Annotated in this window: 16 protein-coding genes and 3 tRNA genes; 11 read left to right on the top strand and 8 right to left on the bottom strand. The window is 53.8% G+C overall.

From position 1 onward, the window contains the following. A partial coding sequence (locus GRPL_RS14615) for a cyanate transporter (protein ID WP_032699045.1) occupies window positions 1–768 on the top strand: 768 nt, incomplete at its 5' end. A 377-nt stretch (window positions 769–1145) separates the two neighbouring features. Next, window positions 1146–1217 carry a membrane protein YpdK gene (gene ypdK / locus GRPL_RS27725; RefSeq protein ID WP_099130696.1) on the top strand — a complete coding sequence of 24 codons (72 nt, stop codon included), beginning with the start codon at window positions 1146–1148 and terminating at the stop codon, window positions 1215–1217. 74 nt (window positions 1218–1291) lie between these two features. On the opposite strand, the gene alaC is transcribed toward ypdK, so the two are convergent. Next, entirely contained in the window at window positions 1292–2530 is a 1239-nt protein-coding gene (gene alaC, locus GRPL_RS14620) for an alanine transaminase (RefSeq protein ID WP_032686582.1), read from the bottom strand. A gap of 399 nt (window positions 2531–2929) precedes the next feature. On the opposite strand from alaC, the gene GRPL_RS14625 reads away from it, so the two are divergent. Further along, a complete protein-coding gene (locus GRPL_RS14625; RefSeq protein ID WP_162180075.1) occupies window positions 2930–4609 on the top strand; it encodes a sensor histidine kinase in 1680 nt (559 codons plus the stop codon). An 11-nt stretch (window positions 4610–4620) separates the two neighbouring features. Then, window positions 4621–5364 carry a LytR/AlgR family response regulator transcription factor gene (locus GRPL_RS14630; protein WP_032699044.1) on the top strand — a complete coding sequence of 248 codons (744 nt, stop codon included), beginning with the start codon at window positions 4621–4623 and terminating at the stop codon, window positions 5362–5364. Window positions 5365–5428: 64 nt separating this feature from the next. On the opposite strand, the gene glk is transcribed toward GRPL_RS14630, so the two are convergent. Continuing rightward, complete coding sequence (gene glk, locus GRPL_RS14635) at window positions 5429–6394, bottom strand: glucokinase (protein WP_032686580.1); 966 nt, start codon at window positions 6392–6394, stop codon at window positions 5429–5431. A 264-nt stretch (window positions 6395–6658) separates the two neighbouring features. Between glk and GRPL_RS14640 the strand changes: the two genes are divergently transcribed. Further along, window positions 6659–7894, top strand: a complete 1236-nt coding sequence (locus tag GRPL_RS14640; protein ID WP_032686579.1) for an ion channel protein — start codon at window positions 6659–6661, stop codon at window positions 7892–7894. Here GRPL_RS14640 and GRPL_RS14645 read toward each other — a convergent pair. Further along, window positions 7891–9552 (bottom strand): alpha-keto acid decarboxylase family protein, encoded by a 1662-nt coding sequence (locus GRPL_RS14645; protein ID WP_032699043.1) that lies wholly within the window; start codon window positions 9550–9552, stop codon window positions 7891–7893. The two genes, GRPL_RS14640 and GRPL_RS14645, sit on opposite strands and share 4 nt — an antisense overlap. A 177-nt stretch (window positions 9553–9729) precedes the next feature. On the opposite strand from GRPL_RS14645, the gene mgrA reads away from it, so the two are divergent. Further along, a complete protein-coding gene (mgrA, locus tag GRPL_RS14650; RefSeq protein ID WP_032686577.1) occupies window positions 9730–10722 on the top strand; it encodes an L-glyceraldehyde 3-phosphate reductase in 993 nt (330 codons plus the stop codon). Between the two features lie 153 nt (window positions 10723–10875). Next, window positions 10876–11226, top strand: coding sequence for a DUF2502 domain-containing protein (locus GRPL_RS14655; protein ID WP_032686576.1), 351 nt, complete (start codon window positions 10876–10878; stop codon window positions 11224–11226). Between the two features lie 49 nt (window positions 11227–11275). Here GRPL_RS14655 and GRPL_RS14660 read toward each other — a convergent pair whose 3' ends face one another. Then, window positions 11276–12514 (bottom strand): Nramp family divalent metal transporter, encoded by a 1239-nt coding sequence (locus GRPL_RS14660; protein WP_032686574.1) that lies wholly within the window; start codon window positions 12512–12514, stop codon window positions 11276–11278. A 346-nt stretch (window positions 12515–12860) separates the two neighbouring features. On the opposite strand from GRPL_RS14660, the gene GRPL_RS14665 reads away from it, so the two are divergent. Next, a complete protein-coding gene (locus GRPL_RS14665; protein ID WP_032686573.1) occupies window positions 12861–14063 on the top strand; it encodes a NupC/NupG family nucleoside CNT transporter in 1203 nt (400 codons plus the stop codon). Window positions 14064–14104: 41 nt separating this feature from the next. Here the strand turns inward: GRPL_RS14665 and GRPL_RS14670 are convergent, their stop codons facing one another. The 3 genes from GRPL_RS14670 to GRPL_RS14680 form a co-directional block, all read right to left on the bottom strand. Continuing rightward, complete coding sequence (locus GRPL_RS14670; protein WP_032686571.1) at window positions 14105–16285, bottom strand: sensor domain-containing phosphodiesterase; 2181 nt, start codon at window positions 16283–16285, stop codon at window positions 14105–14107. 211 nt (window positions 16286–16496) lie between these two features. Continuing rightward, window positions 16497–16572: transfer RNA gene (locus GRPL_RS14675), tRNA-Ala, on the bottom strand. Window positions 16573–16611: 39 nt separating this feature from the next. Continuing rightward, window positions 16612–16687: transfer RNA gene (locus tag GRPL_RS14680), tRNA-Ala, on the bottom strand. 219 nt (window positions 16688–16906) lie between these two features. On the opposite strand from GRPL_RS14680, the gene GRPL_RS14685 reads away from it, so the two are divergent. After that, entirely contained in the window at window positions 16907–17260 is a 354-nt protein-coding gene (locus GRPL_RS14685; RefSeq protein WP_004865414.1) for a YfeC-like transcriptional regulator, read from the top strand. A gap of 4 nt (window positions 17261–17264) precedes the next feature. Then, the gene (locus tag GRPL_RS14690; RefSeq protein ID WP_032686570.1) at window positions 17265–17657 is read left to right on the top strand and encodes a YfeC-like transcriptional regulator; all 393 of its coding nucleotides are present in this window, start codon (window positions 17265–17267) and stop codon (window positions 17655–17657) included. Window positions 17658–17717: 60 nt separating this feature from the next. Here the strand turns inward: GRPL_RS14690 and gltX are convergent, their stop codons facing one another. Continuing rightward, complete coding sequence (gltX, locus tag GRPL_RS14695; RefSeq protein WP_032695522.1) at window positions 17718–19136, bottom strand: glutamate--tRNA ligase; 1419 nt, start codon at window positions 19134–19136, stop codon at window positions 17718–17720. Window positions 19137–19395: 259 nt separating this feature from the next. On the opposite strand from gltX, the gene GRPL_RS14700 reads away from it, so the two are divergent. Further along, window positions 19396–19471, top strand: a tRNA-Val gene (locus tag GRPL_RS14700). Window positions 19472–19551: the final 80 nt, after the last annotated feature.

The raw sequence follows: 19551 nt of genomic DNA, 5'->3' as shown, positions 1-19551 counted from the left end.
GGCGGCGGCCTGGGAGCCGCGTTGACGCCGTGGCTGGCGCAGCACAGCGCCCTTTGGCATTACGCGCTCGCCTGGTGGGCCCTGCCCGCCATCGCAGCGCTGCTTAGCTGGTGGTCAGTCAGCCGCATGCAGCCTACCGGGCAACATCAGGTCGCGCCCCGGGCAAACGGGTCTGTTTTCCGCCGCCGCCGCGCCTGGACGCTCGGGCTGTACTTCGGCCTGATTAACGGCGGTTACGCCAGTCTGATCGCCTGGCTGCCCCCCTATTACATGCAGTTGGGCTATAGCGCCCAGTTTAGCGGAACCCTGCTGGCCATGATGACCGTCGGCCAGACCGCAGGCGCGCTGCTGATACCAATGCTGGCACGTCACGACGATCGCCGCAGACTATTACTCTTGACGCTGATGCTGCAGCTTATTGGTTTCTGTGGGTTCATCTGGCTGCCGCTACAGTTCCCGTTGCTATGGGCCGTGTGCGGCGGCATAGGGTTAGGCGGCGCATTCCCGTTGTGCCTGGTACTGGCGCTCGATCACGCCCGCCATCCGGCGATTGCAGGCCGACTGGTGGCCTTTATGCAGGGCATCGGTTTTATGGTGGCCGGCGCCTCCCCGTGGTTATCGGGCCTGCTGCGAAGCCTGAGCGGTAATTATGTGCTGGACTGGGCGTTTCATGCCGTCTGCGTCGCCGCTCTGATGGGCGTCACCCTGCGTTTTGCACCGGCACGCTTTCCGCAAGCGTGGCGCCAACCTGAACATGCCGCCGATTAAGCCCGAATGTTGCGCTGCGGGAGCGCGTTTCCCGCAGCGCATCCTCGGCATCGCCAATAGAATAAATCCCAAAATCAAACAGCTATCGCGTAAAGGCGGCTATGGCAAAATGCCGTCGCCAGAATGGAATTTATTACCGAATGAAATTAATGTGTCGCCGAATCACGACACTCGTAAGTAACTAAAAATTAATAAAAAAATGCCTCTTGTTTCCCTCATTTTTTAGGCGTACATTAGCGCCATCTGGAGCAGTTACAGCACAGAATTTCGACCTGCCGCGGCCGCCAGAATCCTCTGGTTTTGCCGCGACGGATCAGAATCAACAATGAAGATTAAATTCATTTAGGCGTTTCGCCGAGAACGCGGAGTGATGAGTCGTGAAATACTTTATTATGGGCGTATCTTTTATGGTCATCGTTTGGGCCGGTACTTTTGCCCTGATGATTTAAGCGCAGCCAGAGTCAAAAAAAACGGGAGCCAGCGGCTCCCGTTTTTTGTTGGCACTTTTCTTTCTTTCGCGCCGTTATTCGAGGCCTTCGCCGGCTGACTTGCCCGCTGCTGGCAGCAGCCCGTCGGCACGAAACATCGATTTGATCCCGCGAATCGCCTGGCGGATACGATCGCGGTTTTCGATAAGCGCAAAGCGCACATGGGTATCCCCGTAATCACCGAAGCCGATACCCGGCGAAACGCATACTTTCGCATCCTGCAGCAGCTTTTTCGCAAACTCCAGCGAGCCCAGCGCCGCATACTGCTCGGGGATCTTCGCCCAAACGTACATGGATGCCTTCGGACACTCGACCATCCAGCCTGCTTCGTGCAGCCCTTTAACCAGCACATCGCGACGGCGCTTGTACTGCTCGGCGATATCACGAACGCACTGCTGGTCGCCTTCCAGCGCCGCAATTGCCGCGACCTGCAATGGAGTGAAGGTGCCGTAATCGTGATAGCTTTTAATACGCGCTAATGCATTGACCAGCGTTTTATTACCGACCATGAAGCCGATACGCCAGCCGGCCATGTTGTAGCTTTTGGAGAGGGTAAAGAACTCCACGGCCACATCGCGCGCGCCGGGAACTTCCATAATCGAAGGGGCCTTCCAGCCATCATAAACGATGTCGGCATAGGCCAGATCGTGTACCACCAGCACATCGTAACGCTTGGCCAGCGCGACCACTTTTTCAAAGAATTCCAGTTCGACGCACTGCGCGGTCGGGTTGGACGGGAAACCGAGGATCATCATTTTCGGTTTCGGGTAACTTTCACGAATCGCCCGCTCCAGCTCATTGAAGAAATCAACGCCCTCCACCAGCGGCACGGAACGCACCTGCGCACCGGCAATCACCGCGCCATAGATATGGATCGGGTAGCTTGGATTGGGCACCAGCACCGTGTCGCCATGATCCAGCGTCGCCAGCATCAGATGCGCCAGCCCCTCTTTTGAGCCAATTGTGACAATCGCTTCCGATTCCGGGTCGATTTCAACGTTATAGCGATCCTGATACCAGCGCGAAATGGCGCGGCGCAGGCGAGGAATACCGCGGGAGGTAGAGTAGCCGTGCGTATCGGGCCGCTGGGCAACGGTGCACAGTTTTTCAACGATATGCGGCGGCGTCGCGCCGTCCGGGTTGCCCATGCTGAAATCGATAATATCTTCACCGCGCCGACGCGCAGCCATTTTCAGTTCAGCAGTAATATTAAAAACGTAAGGGGGCAGACGATCGATACGCGTAAAACGGCGTTCAGGACTGGATGCAGTCATAGATTCCTCAGAGTAACGTTAGCGCCCGGACCGTCCGAGCGACGCTGTCGCGTTTGCGACGAGCTTAGAAAATAACCCGAAAAAAATGATGCTGTCGAGGGGGTGAGAAAAAAATAATCGCTGGCGAAAAAAACGGGCATCAGCATCATGACATGCAGCGGCGGAGGTCCTCGATTTAGCCGGTACGAAAATTAGATGCAACATATTAATATCTATTAATTTACCTGTTTATATCATTCACCCTCCGCTCATCACGTTGACACCGGCCCGGCGATCAATCCCCTTTTTTTAGTATGACTTTTCCCTATTCAACGCTTCGGCTGGCCTTCTGGCGCGAGGTTTTTTATCATGTCGCTTTCCCGCGATAGACACGGCGCACCCATGCACGAAATATTCACAATGCTGCTGGCGGTTTTTGACCGCGCGGCACTCATGTTGATTTGCCTTTTTTTCCTTATCCGTCTGCGCCTGTTTCGCGAGCTACTGCATAAATCGGCACATACACCGAAAGAGCTGCTGGCGGTTATCGCCATTTTTTCCCTGTTTGCTCTGTTCAGTACCTGGTCTGGCGTGCCGGTAGAGGGTTCTCTGGTTAACGTGCGGATTATCGCGGTGATGTCGGGGGGGATTTTATTTGGCCCCTGGGTCGGAGCTATCGTGGGGGTGATTGCCGGCGTTCATCGTTATCTCATTGATATTGATGGTGTAACTGCTATCCCCTGCTTTATCACCAGTATTGTCGCCGGGTTGTTGTCAGGGCTGATTAATCGCAAAGTGCCAAAAGCTCAGCGCTGGAAGATCGGGATTCTCGCCGGGATGCTCTGCGAAACCTTAACCATGATCCTCGTGGTCTTTTGGGCGCCGTCGTTTTCGCTGGGCGTAGATATCGTCTCCAAAATCGGGATCCCGATGATCCTTGGCAGCGTCTGTATCGGTTTTATCGTGCTACTGGTCCAGAGCGTCGAGGGTGAAAAGGAGGCCAGCGCCGCGCGCCAGGCAAAACTGGCGCTGGATATCGCCAACAAAACGCTGCCGCTCTTCCGTCATGTGAACAGCGAATCCCTGCGTCAGGTGTGCGATATCATTCGCCGCGATATCAATGCCGACGCGGTGGCCATCACCACCACCGATCGGGTTCTGGCCTACGTCGGGTTTGGCGAAAGCAACTATCGCGATAGTGATAATGACATCAGCCCCACCACCCGCCAGGCTATCGAGAGCGGAAAAATCATTATAAAAAACAATGATGAGGCCTACAGAACGCCGGAGATTCACTCCATGCTGGTCATTCCGCTACGGGAGAAAGGCGTGGTGACCGGTACGCTGAAAATTTATTACTGCCACGCCCATCGCATCACCTCATCCCTGCAGGAGATGGCCGTCGGTCTGTCGCAAATCATCTCCACTCAGTTGGAGGTCTCGCGGGCGGAACAGCTACGTGAAATGGCCAACAAGGCCGAGCTGCGCGCCCTGCAGAGCAAAATCAACCCGCACTTTCTCTTTAACGCCCTCAATGCGATTTCATCCTCGATTCGCATGAATCCGGATACCGCCCGTCAGCTCATTTTTAATTTGTCGCGCTATTTACGCTATAACATTGAATTAAAAGACGACGAACAGATTGATATCAAAAGAGAGCTGTACCAAATCAAGGATTATATTGCCATCGAACAGGCGCGCTTCGGCGATAAGCTGACCGTCATCTACGACATCGACGATGAGGTCAGCTGCGTGATACCGAGCCTGCTGATTCAGCCGCTGGTGGAAAATGCCATTGTCCACGGGATCCAGCCGTGCAAAGGCAAAGGCGTCGTCACCCTCGGCATCAACGAGTGCGGTAATCGGGTCCGGATTAGCGTTCGCGATACCGGGAATGGTATCGATCCTGCCGTGGTCGCGCGGGTGGAAGCGGATGAAATGCCGGGTAATAAAATCGGTCTGCTCAACGTCCACCATCGGGTAAAATTGCTGTATGGCGAAGGACTCCATATCCGCCGCATGAATCCGGGAACGGAGATTGCGTTCTACGTGCCTAATAAACTTGTCTCCCAGACCACTCCGGTGTCTCTGTTGCCATGAACGGAGAAAAAATGAAAGTCATCATCGTTGAAGACGAGTTCCCGGCACAGCAGGAGCTCACATGGTTAATTAACACCCACAGCCAGATGGAGATTGTCGGGACCTTCGACGACGGGCTGGACGTGCTGAAGTTTCTGCAGCACAACAAGGTTGATGCCATTTTTCTCGACATCAACATACCTTCGCTGGACGGCGTTCTGCTGGCGCAGAATATCAGCCAGTTCGCGCATAAACCGTTTATTGTGTTTATCACCGCCTGGAAAGAGCACGCTGTAGAGGCATTTGAACTGGAAGCGTTTGACTACATCCTGAAGCCATATCAGGAATCACGCATCATTAACATGCTGCAAAAGCTGACCAGCGCCTGGCAGCTACAGCAGCAGTCAGGTAGCCAGACCGGGACGTCTGCCAATCCGCAGCGGGAAAATGACACGATCAATCTCATTAAAGATGAGCGAATTATCGTGACCAGTATTCACGATATTTACTATGCGGAAGCCCACGAAAAAATGACCTTTGTCTACACCCGACGGGAATCATTCGTGATGCCAATGAACATCACGGAGTTTTGCGGCAAGCTGCCGCCAGCGCACTTCTTCCGTTGCCACCGCTCATACTGCGTTAACCTGAATAAAATTCGCGAGATTGAGCCCTGGTTCAACAACACCTATATTCTGCGCTTACGCGATCTGGAGTTTCAGGTGCCGGTCAGTCGCAGCAAGGTCAAAGAATTTCGCCAGCTCATGCATCTGTAGCAAGGGCCGATAAGTGTAGCCCGCCCGCGCACGGCGGCGCCGGAACGGGCTGGCTACGACAAGATTAGAGAATCTGTCCGAGCGTCTGGCGCAGATGCGCCCCGGAGCCCAGCAGGCCCGGATTATCGTGAACGATCAGGTAGACCGGAATATCCTGGACGAAGGCTTTAAAACGCCCCTTGTCTTCAAATCCTCCGCGGAAACCGGAAGCTTTAAAGAACTCCAGGAAGCGCGGGACAATGCCGCCAGCAATATACACGCCGCCGAAGGTGGCCAGCGTCAGCGCCAGGTTGCCGCCAAAGCGTCCCATAATCACGCAGAACAGCGACAGCGCACGACGGCAATCGATACAGGTGTCGGCCAGCGCGCGTTCGGTCACATCTTTCGGCTGGAGGTTTTCCGGCAGGCGACCGTCTGATTTCACTATCGCCCGATACAGATTAACCAGCCCCGGGCCGGATAATACACGCTCGGCCGAGACATGCCCCAGCTCCGCGCGCAGCTCTTCGAGGATAATCCCCTCTTCTTCGCTGTTCGGCGCGAAATCAACGTGCCCCCCTTCACCCGGCAGACTCACCCAGCGTTTGTCGACATGCACCAGATGCGCCACGCCCAGACCGGTGCCTGCGCCGTAGACGGCGATAGGTTTCCCCTCTACCGGCGTCGTGCCGCCAAACTGAATCAGATGCTCAGCCTTCAGCATCGGGATCGCCATCGAAACCGCCGTAAAATCGTTGATGATCTCCAGATGTGAGAACCCGAGGTTCTTTTTCATCTCGGCGATGGAAAAGGCCCACGTATGGTTGGTCATCGCCACCCAGTCACCGGTGATCGGGCAGGCAATGGCGATGCAACCGTCTTCAACCTCAACGCCCCGCTCGTCAAGATAGACGCGGACAACGGCTTCAAGACTGGGGTAATCGAGCCCGGAATAGGTTTTTGCCTGGGAAATCTCCCCGCTTGCCATATCGCATAATGCCAGTCGGGCATTGGTTCCGCCGACGTCTCCTACTAAAGCAAATTTTGTCATTCCGTTACGGCTCCACTAAAGTCAAAATGATTCTTTTGGCACACTGTAAATTCATGATGCCTTAACAACAACGACCAACGTATAAGTGCCCACAGTTTAGCGACCTATGTCACATTTAGGTTGTAATCTGTGCAAAATGATTCTCAACGCACTGCGGGATCGTCAGGCATAGCCATCAGTTTATCGTTTCAGCACCATTTGCATCGACGCCCCTCAGAGGCACGGGCAAAATCGTGCTTCACAACCTTTAAAAGGAAATGTTTCATGCTGCATCCGCGCGCCAGAACGATGCTGTTGTTATCGATACCCGCCGTGATTATCGGTATCGCTTCCAGCCTGGTATTGATTGTGACGATGAAGATTGCAGCCATATTGCAGCATGTTATCTGGTCCAGCGTGCCGTTGAGTTTAGGCATCGAAGCCAGTGGCCAGCTGTGGACTATCGCCGTACTCACGCTAACCGGTATTGCCGTGGGACTGGTGGTACGTTTTAGCCCCGGGCATGCCGGGCCGGACCCGGCCACCGAATCGTTAATTGGCGCTCCCATCAGCACCGGTGCGCTGCCGGGTCTGGTCGCCGCGCTGGTATTAGGTCTCGCGGGCGGGGTCAGCCTCGGGCCTGAGCATCCGGTCATGGTGATGAATATCGCCCTTGCCGTCGCGATCGGCTCTCGCCTGTTCCCCCGAGTCAGTTCGCTGGACTGGACCATTCTTGCCGCCTCCGGCACGATCGGCGCGCTGTTTGGCACCCCGGTAGCCGCCGCGTTGATTTTTTCGCAAACCCTCAACAGCAGTAACGATGTGCCGCTGTGGGACCGGTTGTTCGCGCCCCTGCTGGCGGCAGCGGCGGGTGCCCTGACTACGGATCTGTTCGTCCATCCTAATTTCTCGTTGCCCATCCCCGTTTATCCGCAAATGCATTTCGTGGATATCTTAAGCGGCGCTATCGTGACGCTTATCGCTATTGCCGTAGGAATGGTGGCCGTCTGGTGCTTGCCGCGGCTGCATGCGTTGATGAACCGTCTGAAAAATCCGGTGCTGACGCTGGGTCTCGGCGGCCTGCTGCTGGGGATTCTCGGCGCTGCCGGCGGACATATTACGTTGTTTAAAGGCCTGGAGGAGATGCAGCAAATCGCCTTAAGCCAGACCCTGACGGCCGGCGACTTTTTGCTGATTGCGCTGGTGAAGCTGGCGGCGCTGGTGATTGCCTCCGCCAGTGGTTTTCGCGGCGGGAGAATATTCCCCGCGGTCTTCGTCGGCGTGGCGCTCGGCTTTATGCTGCACGCCCATGTCGAGGCCGTTCCGGCCGCGATCACGGTCTCCTGCGCCATCCTGGGCATGACTCTGGTGGTAACCCGCGATGGCTGGCTCAGCCTGTTTATGGCGGCGGTCGTCGTGCCGGATACGACGCTGCTACCGCTGCTGTGTATCGTGATGCTCCCGGCCTGGCTGCTTTTGGCCGGGAAACCGATGATGATAGCCAGGCGACGAAACGACTAGATGCGGCTGTTTCTCTCTTCCAGAGCCTGGGTTACCGCGCGCAGGAAGTCAGGAATATCCATTTTGGGCAGCATGACCTCCACCAGCGTCAGCTTATCGGAGCCAATACTGTCGGCCATCGCCTCTTCAAGCTCTTCCGTGCGCGTCACGCGCCAGCATCGGGAAGGAACATTGGGGGCGAAGGCTCCCGGCAAGCGGTTCCAGTCCCACAGCGCAATATCGTTATAACGCTGCTCCGGACCGTGAATCGCACGTTCAACCGTATAACCCTCGTTATTAAGCAGCAGGATCAGCGGGTTCTGTTTATCGCGTAGCATCGACCCCAGCTCCTGGATCGTCAGCTGAGCTGCCCCGTCGCCCACTATCAGCACCACCCTTCTGCCCGGCGCTGCGGTTTGGGCGCCGTAGGCGGCCGGTAAGGTAAATCCTATCGATCCCCATAGCGGCTGGACCAGCAGGGTGGCGTCGGAGGGCAGCTTGAGCGCCGCAACGCCGAAAGCCGCGGTTCCCTGATCGGCAAGAATAATATCCCCGGGACGCAGCTGCTCTTGTACGGTACTCCAGAAACTGCTCTGCGTCAGGCTGCCGCCCGTCATGCTTTCCACCTCCGGCGCAGAGCAGTCTGGCAACCTCCACTCTGCTGACAGGCTGGCAGACAGAATCATTAACTCCTTAAGGGCTTGATCCATCGGAATACGGCTGAACCAGTGGTCGCCCACTCTGACGGCAAAAGGCTGAATTTCAATCGTGCGTTCAAGGGGTAAATGCTGGGTAAATCCGGCAGTGATGGTGTCGGTGAAGCGGGTTCCAACGCAGATGATCGTATCGGCGTTTTCGATTGCCTCACGCGTTTGCGGCGCGCTGGCGATACCGCTATAGGTGCCGACAAAGCCAGGCTGCTGCTCATCAAACAACCCTTTTCCCATCAGCATCGTGGCGCAGGCAATCGGCGTTTTCGCCACCCACATCCGTAGCGTATCCTGCAGACCATAGCGCTGGGTGAGGAAATCCGCCAGCAATGATACCTGCCGACTGCTGCGCAGCATCTGCCCGGCATGCTCACGGAATCCGGCCAGCTGATTCTCATCCGCAGGCGGCCCTTCGATCGCCAGACGACGAGCGGGCGGCGTCGCTTTTGCTTTCGCCACATCGGCAGGTAACATCAGATAACCGGGGCGATGGTGGGTGAGCATCTCGCTCAGCACGCGATCGATTTCGTGGCAGGCATTCCCCGCCGTCAACGTAGCCTGCGTGCAGGTGATCTGCTCGCTCATCCGCGCAAAGTGCGTGAAGTCGCCATCCCCCAGCGTATGGTGCAGCAGTTCTCCGCGCTGCTGGGCCCCGGTGCCAGGCGCGCCGACGATATGTAGCACCGGAATATGTTCCGCATAGCTACCGGCCACGCCGTTAAGCGCGCTCAGCTCACCGACGCCGTAGGTCGTCAACAGCGCCCCGGCGCCTTTGATGCGCGCATACCCGTCGGCGGCGTAAGCTGCATTCAGCTCATTCGCACAGCCAACCCATCCCAGCGCTTCGTGCGCGATGACGCGGTCGAGGAATTGTAAATTGTAATCTCCAGGTACGCCAAACAAGCGGTCTATGCCGCAATCTACGAGACGATCCAGCAGATAATCGCCAATGGTGTAAGTCGGTTGCATCTCCATACTCCTCTTCCCGTTGCAGGTGATCTGAGTATTGAATAAGCGATCCAACTGTCCAGATAGCGGTCAATAATCGGGGTGGAAAGCAAAATTTACGCCTTTGAAGTGTGTACTCCGCGCTGAACATTCTTTAGTGTAAACGTATACACAACCTGTTCTATCTGCGGAGGAAGTATGGTTTACCAGGCAAATGCGGCACGATATCAAACGATGGAATACCGCCGTTGTGGCCGGAGCGGATTAAAGCTCCCGGCCATTTCACTCGGCCTCTGGCACAATTTTGGCGACGAAACGCGGGTGGAAACCAGCCGTCAGCTGCTGCGACATGCCTTTGATCTTGGCATGACCCATTTTGATTTAGCCAACAATTACGGGCCGCCCCCGGGCTCGGCGGAAAGCAATTTCGGCCGCATCCTGCGCGAGGACTTTTTACCCTGGCGCGATGAACTGATTATCTCCAGTAAAGCCGGCTACACCATGTGGGACGGCCCTTATGGCGACTGGGGATCGCGTAAATACCTGGTCGCCAGTCTCGATCAAAGCCTGAAGCGGATGGGGCTGGAGTACGTTGATATCTTCTATCATCACCGCCCGGATCCCGAAACACCGTTACAGGAAACCATGCGTGCGCTGGACCATCTCGTGCGCCAGGGCAAGGCGCTGTATGTCGGGCTTTCCAACTATCCGCTTGAGCAGGCTGCCGAAGCGGTGCGCATCCTTAATGACCTCGGAACACCGTGTCTGATTCATCAACCTAAATATTCCATGCTCGAGCGCTGGGTTGAGGACGGATTGCTCGATTTTCTGCAGGCTGAAGGGGTGGGAAGCATCGCGTTTTCACCGCTGGCGGGCGGTCAACTCACCGACCGCTATTTACAGGGTATTCCGGCAGACTCCCGCGCCGCCAGCGGCAGTCGCTTCCTGCAAGCGGAGCAGTTAACCGAGGCGAAGCTCGAGAAGGTTCGTCAACTGGACGCGCTGGCCGGGGCCCGCGGGCAAAAGCTCTCACAGATGGCGCTGGCCTGGGTTTTACGGGAAGAGAAAGTGACTTCAGTCCTGATTGGCGCCAGTAAAACCACCCAGCTTGATGATGCCGTGGGTATGCTGGCGAATCGCCATTTCAGCGCCGAAGAGTGTGCGGCAATTGACGCCATCCTTGCGGCGTAAACTCAATTTTACTTTAGCAAAAAGTGCTCTTATCCGCGATTTAGGAGTTCATCCAATGCTGCGGGGCTTTACCGCCCCGTAATATCACGTTAACAGGCCCAATGAGCGCCAATATCATCCGGTGCTCAGGCCCCGATCGTGAAGGAGAAGAGTATGTTCAGGTCACTGATTCTGGCTGCGGTGCTTTTGGCCTCAGCGCCACTGGTTGCAAATGCCGGAGAGATCACCCTGCTGCCATCTGTAAAATTACAAATAGGCGATCGTGATAATTACGGTAACTACTGGGACGGTGGCGGCTGGCGCGACCGTGATTACTGGCGTCGTCACTATGAATGGCGCGATAACCGCTGGCGTCATCACGATAACGGCTGGCATCGCGGCTGGGATAAACGTAAAGCCTACGAACGTGGCTATCGCGAAGGCTGGAATGACCGCGATGACCGACGCGGCGGCTGGGGTCGCGGACCAGGCGGCGGTCGCGGCCACGGTCATGGCCATCATTAATCAAAAAGGGGAGCCAGATGGCTCCCCTTTTTGATGGCTATCGACATGATTACAGCCCGAAGATCGTGCCAACCAGCAGCCAACCATTGAGCAATACCACAACGCCAACAATCGCCCACCCCGTCCGTTTCACCCACAGGGTATTGACCAAATCCCCCATCAGCTGCGAATTACTGGTGAAAATCAGCAGCGGGACCAGCGCCAGGGCGATCCCAAAACTCAGCAGTACCTGGCTCATTACCAGAATTCTCGTCGGGTCCAGTCCCATCATAATGACAATAAACGAAGGCAGCATCGTTACCGCACGACGAAACCACAGCGGAATATGGAAGCGAATAAAGCCCTGCATGACGACCTGTCCTGCCAGCGTTCCCACCACCGTCGATGACAACCCTGCGGCTACCAGACTCAGGCCAAAGATGGTGGCTGCCGCGTGGCTTAACAGCGGTTCCAGCGTCAAATATGCCTGATCCAGGTCGGCAATCCCCGTGTGGCCATTAAAGTGAAATGCGGCGGCGGCGGTGGCCATCATCGCCAGGTTAACAAACCCGGCAATGGTCATCGCTATCGCAACGTCCCAGCGGGTGGCGTGATAACGCTCTTTTCGCGTACCGTCGTGCAGATTCTGCGTTAACGACGAGTGTAAATAGATGACGTGTGGCATGATCGTCGCGCCGAGCACGCCGGCGGCAAGGAACACGGCTTCACCGTTTGGCAAACTCGGGACGATCATCCCTTTCGCCAGCGGCGCCAACGCCGGTTGGGAGAAAATCAGCTCTACAATGTAGGCGGCTGCAACAAACAGCAGTAAACCACCGATCGCTTTTTCCAGCGGCTTTTGCCCGCGACGCTGCAGCATCAGGATTAAGAAGGTGGCAATCCCGGTTAATATTGCACCCTGCAGTAACGACACGCCAAGAATCAGCTTAAAGCCAATGGCCGCCCCAATAAATTCGGCGAGGTCGGTAGCCATGGCGATAATTTCCGCCTGCACCCAGTAAAACCACACCACCGGACGCGGATAGTGATCGCGAATCTGTTCCGCCAGGTTTTTACCCGTAGCAATACCGAGCTTTGCCGATAGCACCTGAATCAGCATCGCCATCAGATTTGCCCATACCACCACCCACAGCAGCTGGTAGCCAAAGCTGGCGCCAGCCTGAATATTGGTGGCGAAGTTGCCGGGATCGATATATCCAATGGCAGCAATGAACGCAGGCCCCATCAAGGCGAGCTTCATCTTGCGCGCTGCGCGACCGCTGCTATTCTCAACGCGACTGCTAGTCATTTTCTGCCTCTGAAATATAGCCTTTGCTATGTTTTATGTTATCAAAATGCGAATGATTATCAAGTTCATTTAGGAAGATGATCATTATTGCTTTGATAGGGGGGAACGATAGCGGCTAACAACGAAAAAAATGGCATTGATGAATTCGCATCTCGCCAGTTCACAGATTAGTACAATCTAAGCAACTTTTAAAACCTTTACGCTACATAACAAAAATGTATGTTTGATCACTAATTTGGTGATTGGTCACAGTTCATTGCAATAGTGTGGATTTGATCTCGTTTTCTTTAGTCTTGTTACATAGAATGTGCACAGAAATTTAACCTGCCTCATATTTGGAGCAAATATGGACCGCGTCTTGCATTTTATCCTCGCGATCGTAGTGGTGGCTATACTGGCCCTTCTGGTCAGCCATAACCGTAACCAAATTCGTATTCGTTATGTTATTCAATTACTTGTCATTGAAGTTTTGCTGGCATGGTTCTTCCTGAACTCTGATATCGGTCTGGGTTTTGTGAAAGGCTTCTCCGAGATGTTCGAAAAACTTCTCGGCTTTGCAAACGAAGGGACAAACTTCGTTTTCGGCAATATGAATGACAAAGGCCTGGCTTTCTTCTTCCTGAAAGTTCTCTGCCCTATCGTCTTTATCTCTGCGCTGATCGGTATTTTGCAGCATATTCGTATCCTGCCTGTGGTCATTCGCGCCATTGGTACCGTGCTGTCCAAGATTAACGGCATGGGCAAACTGGAATCATTCAACGCCGTCAGTTCCCTGATTCTGGGCCAGTCAGAAAACTTTATCGCCTATAAAGATATTCTGGGCAAAATGTCGCGCAACCGGATGTACACCATGGCTGCGACCGCGATGTCGACCGTCTCCATGTCTATCGTCGGTGCCTACATGACGATGCTGCAGCCTAAATATGTCGTGGCTGCGCTGGTGCTCAACATGTTCAGTACCTTTATTGTCCTGTCGCTGATTAACCCATATCGCGTCGAAGAAAGCGAAGAAAACCTGCAGATGTCCAACCTGCATGAAGGTCAGAGCTTCTTTGAAATGCTGGGTGAATACATTCTGGCAGGCTTTAAAGTTGCCATTATCGTTGCAGCAATGCTGATCGGTTTCATCGCCTTGATCTCCGCGCTGAACGCCCTGTTCGCTACCGTTACCGGCTGGTTTGGCTACAGCATCTCCTTCCAGGGGATCCTTGGCTACATCTTCTATCCGGTGGCCTGGGTGATGGGCGTCCCGGCAGGGGAAGCGCTGCAGGTGGGCAGTATTATGGCCACCAAACTGGTGTCTAACGAATTTGTGGCGATGATGGATCTGCAGAAAATTGCCAGCACGCTCTCTCCACGCGCTGAAGGCATTATCTCTATCTTCCTGGTCTCCTTCGCCAACTTCTCCTCTATCGGGATTATTGCCGGGGCGATTAAAGGCCTGAACGAAGAACAGGGTAACGTGGTATCCCGCTTTGGTCTGAAGCTGGTTTACGGTTCGACTCTGGTGAGCGTGCTCTCGGCGTCTATCGCCGCACTGGTTCTGTAAGCTGACAAGATGATAAAAAAGCCGGGCTTGCCCCGGCTTTTTTACGCCCGCAGCTCACTGAGCGGCCGCGGCTTGCCGATTAAATATCCCTGCAAATAGTCGACGCCTAATGCCAGCAGTTTCTCTTTTTGCTCTTCCGTCTCAACGAACTCCGCCACCACTGTCATATTTTTAACTTTCGCCACTTCAATAATGGATTTAATCATAATCACATCCAGCGGCTCGCTCTCGAGATCGCGGACAAAACAGCCGTCAATCTTTACGATATCCGCCTGCAGGCGCTTCAGACGTTCGTAGTTGGCGTAACCCGTACCGAAATCATCAATGGCAATAGCGCAGCCAAAATCCCGCAGCAGATCAATGTTATGCATACTTTCTCCCGCATCGCTGAACGCCTGCTCTTCGGTAATCTCGATGGTGATGGCCTCCGGCGACAGCTGATAGCGTTTAAACAAGGCGATAATCTGCGCGGCGCTATCATTTTGCATCAACGTGTAAGGCAGCAAATTAACCGAAAAATGTTGCCCCGGGTACTGATGCAGCGTGCTGAAAAGCATCTCCAGCACCAGCATGTCAAAACGCTGGCTCAGGTTGAACTGAACAATCAGCGGAATAAACTGGTCTGGCGTCATCATCGACTGGCCACAGCGCATCCGCGTCAGGATTTCATGATACCCCTCGCCGGCCGAATTCTGGATCGGCTGGGCATACAGCACAAGATCGCGTTCATTCAGCGCCCGCTTCACCTGGGTCAACATCCGAACCTGCTCGCTGGTTTGGTCAGAAACCTGCTCTTGCGCGGCGTCCAGTGCCAGCACCTGCCGACCGTTCCCTGCCTGCTCTGACAGCCAGCTCAGTTGGCCCAGCATGGGATGCAGCTCTTCTTCGATGCCGCGATGTCTTGCCCAGGACGCGCCAAACTCCAGATCCAGCGTTTGATTATGCCAGCTGAACTTCTTGTGATTCAGCATCGCCACCATATGACCCAGCCGCGCGGAAGGATCTGGGCCGCCTAAAACCAGTAATAACTCGCTCCCCGGCAACTGGAAGAGTTCATCCCTTTCCCCCAGCAGCGGCCGTAATTTGCTGGCAATTTGCTGTTTGCAATGCACCCCCATCATCATGCCGTAATGACGGCTGAGAAAGTCGAGGTTAGCGATCCGTAAGCTGCTGATGACGAAATCAGCATCCTGGCGCAGATAGCATTCCAGCGCGCGCAGGTTCGGGAGCCCGGTTAACGGATCTTCCTGGGCCTGATCCCGCCATCTGAGTTTAATTCGTTCGTTCTGGCCGTAAATATCTACCATATAAAACAAACAGATGGTGAATGAGATCAGCACGGAAAGCACAAATGACAGGGAGTATTCAGTCTGGACACCTTGCAGAAAATTTTGATTATAGGCAACGAGTAAAAATGCCGAAACAGACCAGGAAATACGAATTAATACATGGCCCAGGCGGCTAATGCCGATAAAATAGAGAATGAAAATAAGTGGTACTAAATAACCTGCAATATAATCAGAATTATAGGGGGCGCAAAGCACCAGCAATATGGCCCCCAGCGCCATAAACCAGTACAGGGTAAATGCCCGTCGTTCGCGGGTAAACCATGGCTGGCAATGGCGCCGCCAGAATAATTTTGCGTAACGCGGACTGATAAGCATCCGCATTGGGTAATAAAAGAAGGTGGTAAATATTAACGCCGCGCTGATCAGGCTTTGTATATCAATAATAGTATACACGGCCGGCATCCCTTTGAAATAACTAGAGATAGCCAGCGGGAATGCGAAAAACACGCCGACCAGATACATGGTCAGTTTCATTAACACCGGTGCAAAAAAAGCGCCCCAGAAAATCCGCGTCCCCATATACTTTGCCGTCAGCCCGCTGCGCCAGGTCCTGCCAATCAGCATTCTGACAATCGCGCAGGACACCAGCACTGAAAATAGCTGGCAAAATAGCAGCAGCACCGACTGCAAGGCCGTCAGGGGAAGGATGATATGATTAGTAATAGCAAACGAAATAATTAATGGTGCGATTGCGTAGCGGCCAAAAATAAAGATAACCGCATACATCATGCTTAATGGTAGCCAGGCGAGAAAAACCTGATTCCCGTCGACGATAGCCAGAGGTGAAATAAACCTGGCTAATGGGATTGAAATTAAACAAACAACCAACGCGAGAAACGTTTTTCTGATATCAATGTTAAAATTATCAATCATTATTGTTAATAAAAACTCCGGCGCTGGATAATACTATTTTATATTGAATAAAATACTAAAGGGGATAATAAATCCAGGCAAGAAAATAACCTGAGGAAGAATCTTAAATTACATAGAATTCTAATGGCTGTATGTTTTCTGACTTAACCAGAAAGTGCTTTACATTCGCGATGGCAAAAAAAAACCCCCGCCGTAGCGAGGGTTCTGAATTTGGTGGAGCTAAGCGGGATCGAACCGCTGACCTCTTGCATGCCATGCAAGCGCTCTCCCAGCTGAGCTATAGCCCCACAAGTGTTTTACGAACCAAACCTGATGGGAACAGTGTTTGGTGGAGCTAAGCGGGATCGAACCGCTGACCTCTTGCATGCCATGCAAGCGCTCTCCCAGCTGAGCTATAGCCCCGAACCGTAAAACGTGTCGTGTTGACGGGCGGCATAATATGAATTCCTTCGTCAGGTGTCAACGGCAAAATGAAGCCTCGCAATTTGATCGCTGAAAAAGCAGGCAACTCGCTGACATTGCGAGCCTTATCGCAGGTAGACGTTAAACATGTCACTCTTTCGCGTAAAAGGATGCTATAACATGAGCAACTAATTCCCACATTTTTACTCAGGAAATAGTATGCTCAAGGAACGAATGACACCTGAAGAAATTGCGCATCTTACCGGGTTCAGCCGGCAGACGATCAATAAATGGGTACGTAAAGAGGGATGGCAAACATCACCACGTCCCGGCGTGCAGGGCGGTAAGGCGCGTCTCGTACACGTTAATGAGCAGGTCAAAGAATTCATTCGCAGCGCGCAGCGCGTGGCGGAACCCTCCCCTTCTTATTCTCCGGCAGAAAACGACCTTGAACCCTTGCTGCTGACGCTCAGTAAAGAGATGACTCCCGGGGAACAGAAACAGCTGATGTCGCTACTGCTGCGCGAAGGCATTCGCGGGTTACTCCAGCGGCTGGATATTCGTGACCAGTAATATAATGATGAAACTAAAAGATAAAATGACGCCAGCAGAGCTGGCAGAATGCCTTGGGCTGGCCAGACAAACGATTAACCGCTGGGTCAGAGAACAAAAATGGCGCACCGAGACTATTCCCGGCGTAAAGGGTGGCCGCGCTCGTCTGATCATTATTGATAAGCCGGTCCTCGATTTTCTGGCCAATATTCCGGCACTCCGTCATCTGCTGACCGAGCATCAGCTGGCGGAACCGTCCAGCCACTATTTTGTTAACGATGCTGGCGTTATCTGGCGGCAGATTGCCGAGACGCTGCATCTGATGACGGCTGAAGAGCAGCAGCGCCTGCGGGACCTTCTTGCCCGTGAAGGCATCAGTGGGTTCTTGTCGCGTCTCGGTATTGCCAGTCAGAAATAGGTAAAAAAAACGGCAGGATATATCCTGCCGCTTCGTTACGCTTCGAGAAGCAAGCCTGAATCAGGATTGCTGGCTTTCACGTTCGGCAATAAAAGTCAGCGCTTTATTGATACGTTCTACGCTGCGGGATTTACCGATCGCATGTACAGTCACATCAAGAGCCGGTGACTGGCCTGCCCCGGTCACTGCAACGCGCAGCGGCATCCCGACTTTACCCATCCCGACTTCCAGCTCATCCGCCGTCGCCTGAATAGCATGGTGAACATTTTCTGCTGTCCAGTCAGTGATGGCGGCCAGTTTGTCACGCACGACTTCCAGCGGCTGACGAGCAACCGGACGCAGGTGTTTCTTCGCTGCGTCCGCATCAAACTCGTCAAACTCCTCGTAGAAATAGCGGCAGCTTGCCGCCATCTCTTTCAGCGTTTTGCAACGTTCACCCAGCAGAGTGACCAGCTCAGCCAGCTGCGGGCCGTTACGGGTATCGATATTTTCCTGCTCAATATGCCACTGCAGATAGGTCGCTACGTATTCCGGCGCCATCGAATTAATATAGTGATGGTTCAGCCACAGCAGTTTATCTGTGTTGAATGCGCTGGCCGATTTGCTTACTGCTCCGAGAGAGAACAACTTGATCATCTCTTCACGGCTGAAGATCTCCTGATCGCCGCTGGCCCAGCCCAGACGCACCAGGTAGTTCAGCAGAGCTTCCGGCAGGTAGCCATCATCACGATACTGCATGACGCTCACGGCGCCGTGACGTTTGGAGAGTTTCTTACCGTCATCACCATTAATCATGGAAACGTGGGCGTATACCGGTACCGGCGCGTTCAGCGCTTTCAGGATGTTGATCTGACGCGGGGTGTTGTTGATATGATCTTCACCCCGGATCACGTGAGTGATCTCCATATCCCAGTCATCCACAACCACACAGAAGTTGTAGGTCGGAGAACCGTCGGTACGACGGATGATCAGATCGTCAAGTTCCTGGTTGCTGAATTCAATTGGCCCACGGATCTGGTCGTCAAAAATAACGGATCCGTCCTGCGGGTTAGCAAAACGCACGACGCAAGGTTCATTATCGGCATGATGTTCATGGCCGTGGCGGCAGCGCCCGTCATAACGCGGCTTTTCACCCTTTGCCATCTGCTCTTCACGCAGCGCGTCCAGACGTTCTTTGGAGCAATAGCATTTATAAGCGGTACCCGCTGCCAGCATTTCATCAATGACGGCGTTATAACGGTCAAAACGTTTGGTCTGGAAGTACGGACCTTCATCCCATTCCAGATTCAGCCAGTTCATCCCATCCATGATGGCTTCAATTGCTTCCGGCGTTGAGCGTTCAAGATCGGTGTCTTCAATACGCAGTACAAACTCACCGTCATTATGACGAGCAAAAAGCCAGGAATAGAGAGCAGTACGCGCACCGCCAACGTGCAGATAGCCTGTCGGGCTGGGCGCGAAGCGAGTTTTGATTTTCATGAAATGGCCTTACGTTTAATAAAGATGCCGACAACCGGCAGAGTCCGTGGGTATTTATGGGTGAATATTCTAACACCGTGGGCTGATTCCTCAATGTTGTTCAGGTCTGAACGTCACGCTTTGCTATTTTTGTTTATAAATCATGCGTCGCGGATGCTTTTGCGATCGTTTTGGCTAATTTTACGACGAACAAACAAATTATTTAGAAAAGGCGTTGACTCATTTTCAACTCTCCCTATAATGCGACTCCACACAGCGGGGGTGATTAGCTCAGCTGGGAGAGCACCTCCCTTACAAGGAGGGGGTCGGCGGTTCGAACCCGTCATCACCCACCACTACTTATGTAGTCTCCGCCGTGTAGCAAGAAATTGAGAAGTGGGTGATTAGCTCAGCTGGGAGAGCACCTCCCTTACAA

This window comes from Klebsiella planticola ATCC 33531 (assembly GCF_000735435.1).
In the GTDB taxonomy this organism is placed as follows: Bacteria; Pseudomonadota; Gammaproteobacteria; order Enterobacterales; family Enterobacteriaceae; genus Klebsiella; species Klebsiella planticola.
The sequence above is the reverse complement of the archived record's forward strand: the minus strand, read 5'-3'. Positions and strand labels throughout refer to the sequence as shown.